Raw genomic sequence first — 3,486 nt, 5'->3', positions numbered from 1 at the left:
GCGCCTACCGCCTCCCGGGACAAACTAAACACAAATCATCGATACAAGTCCGCGGCAGGCGCCGGTGGGTGGGGGGGAACTGCCCGATAGAAAACGCCTAAAGCGCGTCGCGATCTTTCAGATTCGCTCCATGCGCCTTAGCCTTTTGTTTTTGCGCATGTCTTTGTCCCGAAACCGGTTCCCACTTTCGGGAGACATGCTGTAAAGTAAACACTTCCGGCGCAAGGCCGGCGCGACAGGGAAGGCGGACGGCATCTGCGTATCCGTTTACGCTTGGTTAACCATGTTGTGGCGTGATCTACGGGCACGAGGCCCAGGATAGGCGCGATCATGACCGATACGGCGAGCTCGAGAGATCCTTCCGACCCCTTCTGGGTGCGGGTGCGCGCGGCCCTGCATGGCAGGCGGCCCGAGCGGCAGCCGGCCTATGGCACCGCGGCCATTGCGCGCTCCATCGGCATCCGCCCCAAGCTGGGCAGCATCATCGAGGAAGAAATGGCGCGGGGCTGGCAGAGCGCCGCCGGACGCCATGTGTCGCTGAGCCTGCTAGTCATCGAAATCGACCGTTTCCAGGATTATTTCACCGCCTATGGCAAGGATGCCGCCGACGATTGCACCCGCGCCCTGATGAAGGCCATCGGCTCGGCGCTGCCGCGCGAGACCGATCGCTGCCTGCCCATGGGCGCCGCCGGCTTCGTGGTGGTGCTGCCCGACCTGCCGGCGCTGATGGCGCGAGCCATGGCGGCCCGCATCGCCGAAAATGTGCGCCATCTCGGCCTTGCCCACAAGGAAAGCCATCTCGGTATCGTCACCATCAGCCAGGGGCTGGCGGTGACCAATCCGCGCGGCGCCTATGACCGGCGCTTCTTCGAGGCCGGGGCCGAGGCGCTGAAAAAGGCGCAGCGCAAGGGCATGGGGCGCCTCGAAGGCATCGATCTGCGCCCGGCGCTGGAACGCAGGCGCAAGGCCGCCTGAACTTCACTTGCCAGCCCTGCGGCAAGCCCCTAAGAGAGCCGTCCCCAATTTTGTTGCCCCATTTCGCCGGCGAGCCCATGGCTTTCGCCGGCGCGATGCTTTTTCGGGACGGATGATGATGAACCTTACCTGCGGGCTCGATTTCGGCACGTCCAATTCCACCATGGCGCATCGCGATGCCGATGGCGTTCCCTATCTGCTGGGGCTGGAGGCCGGACGGCAGACCCTGCCCAGCGTGCTGTTCTTCGGCTTCGAGGACGACACCATCCGCTTCGGGCGCGAGGCGGTGGCCGAATATGTCACCGGCGCCGAAGGCCGGCTGATGCGCTCGCTCAAAAGCGTGCTGGGCACGGCGCTGATGAGCGACACCACGCGGGTCAAGGCCAGGAGCTACGGCTTTCTCGACATTCTGGGCATTTTCATCGCCGAGGTGAAGCGGCGCGCCGAGCAGGAGCTGGGCGGGCCGGTGGAGAGCATCGTCTGCGGCCGGCCGGTGCATTTCGTCGATGACGACGCCGAGGCCGACCGGCTGGCCGAATCGCAGCTGGAAAGCGCGGTGCGGGCCCAGGGATTCCGCCAGATTGCCTTCCAGTTCGAGCCCATCGCCGCCGCGCTCGATTATGAGCGGCAGGTGAGCGCCGAAAAGCTGGCGCTGATCGTCGATCTGGGCGGGGGCACCTCGGATTTTTCGGTGGTGCGCGTCTCGCCCGAGCGGGCCCGCGCTGCCGACCGCAGCGCCGACATCCTCTCCACCGCCGGCGTGCATGTGGGCGGCACCGATTTCGACCGGCTGCTCTCCATGGCCAAGGTGATGCCCGAGCTGGGGCTGGGCACGCGCACGCGCGACGGCAAGCGGCACCTGCCGGTGGCGCCCTATTACGACCTGTCCACCTGGCACCGCATCAACCGGCTCTATACGGCCCAGACGCTGCGCGACCTGCGCGGCACCAGCCGCGAGGCGGCGGCGCCGGAGCGGGTGGAAACCATGATCGCGCTGATCGAGGACCGGCTGGGCCATCGGCTGGTCGGCGCGGTGGAGGCGGCCAAGATCGCGCTGTCGCAAGCAACGGAGACCGATTTCCGCTTTCCGGTGCGCGAGAGGATGATCGAGACGCCCATGAGCGTGGCCGAGCTGACCGCCGCGCTGGACAATTCGGTGGAGCGCATCGCCGCCACCATTGCCGAGGCGCTCCGGCGCGCCGGCATCCGCGCCGGGGCCATCGACAGCCTCATCCTCACCGGTGGCTCGACGCAGGTGCCGGCCATCGCCCGCCAGCTTGCCGCGCTTTTTCCCGAGGCCGAACTGGTGCGCACCGACGTGCTGGGCAGCGTAGGGCTGGGGCTGGCGCTCGACGCCGGGAGGAAATTCGGCGGATAGAACTTATCCCTCTTATCCCCGCGTCACGCTGGTGTGGTAGCTTTCAGGCACGATCAGGAAATTGGGTCCGGGCAGGACACCTGGCCCTCACCACACGGAAAGATACGGCAATGACGGAAACGGGCGGCGGCGCGCAAGCGCCGGTGCGCTGGGATGACGTGCGCGCCGAATATGAAAGCCGCCAGTTCATGCCGGCGACGATCTGCGGGCGCCATGGCATCACGCAGGCGCAATTGCGCTATCGGCGCGAGCAGGAAGGCTGGATCAGCCTGCGCGCCAAGCCGGTGCGCCAGGACGCCCTGGTGGCGCGCATGCTCCGGGTTCTCGACAAACAGGTCAAACAATTGGAGGCGGCGGTGAACGAACCGATCGACAAGCAGGCCAATGTGCTCGGCACGCATATCAAATCGCTCGACAAGCTGATCGAGATGGGCGCGGCGCGGCCCAACGTGCCCCCGCCCACCAAGAAGGACATGACCGACCTGCGCAACAAGCTGGCCAAGCGCCTTGAGCAGTTCAACCGGCGCTGAAGCGGCGGCGCTGGCCGGGCGCAGCGACGCCGAAATCGAGGCGATATATTACGACTGGAGCCGCTGGGCCCTGCCCAAGCAGCTTGCTCCGCAAGGGGACTGGACCACCTGGCTCATGCTGGGCGGGCGCGGCGCCGGCAAGACCCGCACCGGGGCCGAATGGGTGCGCGGACTGGCCGAACAGGGCATCGGCCCCATCGCGCTGGTGGGCGAGACCATGACCGAGGCCATCTCGATCATGGTGCGGGGGGAAAGCGGCATCCTCAATGTCCATCCCGACGCCACCAGGCCCCTGTTGCGCGGCAACCGGCTGATCTGGCCCAACGGGGTGGAGGGCACCATCCTGGCGGCATCGGACCCCGACCGCTTTCGCGGCCCGCAATTCGCCGCCGCCTGGTGCGACGAGATCGCCAAATGGCCCCATGCCGAGGAGGCCTGGGACATGCTGCAATTCGGATTGCGGCTGGGCGACCGCCCGCGCCAGCTGGCCACGACGACGCCGAAGCCGACCCGGCTTCTGAAGCGCCTGCTGAGCGATGGGCAGACCATGGTGACGCGCATGCGCACCGACGAGAACCGGGCGCATCTGGCCCCGCAATTTCT

General features: G+C 66.9%; 4 protein-coding genes. All 4 read left to right on the top strand.

Features of this window, described 5'->3' with window-relative positions:
• Nucleotides 1–330: 330 nt before the first annotated feature.
• Complete coding sequence (locus VDP82_RS15850; protein WP_323015796.1) at nt 331–975, top strand: diguanylate cyclase domain-containing protein; 645 nt, start codon at nt 331–333, stop codon at nt 973–975.
• A 115-nt stretch (nt 976–1,090) separates the two neighbouring features.
• Nucleotides 1,091–2,353, top strand: a complete 1,263-nt coding sequence (locus tag VDP82_RS15845; protein ID WP_323015795.1) for an Hsp70 family protein — start codon at nt 1,091–1,093, stop codon at nt 2,351–2,353.
• A gap of 110 nt (nt 2,354–2,463) precedes the next feature.
• Nucleotides 2,464–2,883, top strand: a complete 420-nt coding sequence (locus VDP82_RS15840) for a hypothetical protein (protein ID WP_323015794.1) — start codon at nt 2,464–2,466, stop codon at nt 2,881–2,883.
• On the top strand, nt 2,861–3,486 hold a 626-nt coding region (locus VDP82_RS15835; RefSeq protein ID WP_323015793.1), incomplete at its 3' end, for a terminase large subunit domain-containing protein. The genes VDP82_RS15840 and VDP82_RS15835, both read left to right, overlap by 23 nt.

Source organism: Devosia sp. (assembly GCF_034675085.1).
GTDB lineage: Bacteria > Pseudomonadota > Alphaproteobacteria > Rhizobiales > Devosiaceae > Devosia.
Note: the sequence above shows the minus strand (reverse complement) of the source record. Positions and strands in the feature narration are given on the sequence as shown.

Bases quoted from the DNA above. Each gene is read 5' to 3' on its own strand.
- VDP82_RS15850 (WP_323015796.1), top strand. From the start codon at position 331: ATGACCGATACGGCGAGCTCGAGAGATCCTTCCGACCCCTTCTGGGTG.
- VDP82_RS15845 (WP_323015795.1), top strand. From the start codon at position 1,091: ATGATGAACCTTACCTGCGGGCTCGATTTCGGCACGTCCAATTCCACC.
- VDP82_RS15840 (WP_323015794.1), top strand. From the start codon at position 2,464: ATGACGGAAACGGGCGGCGGCGCGCAAGCGCCGGTGCGCTGGGATGAC.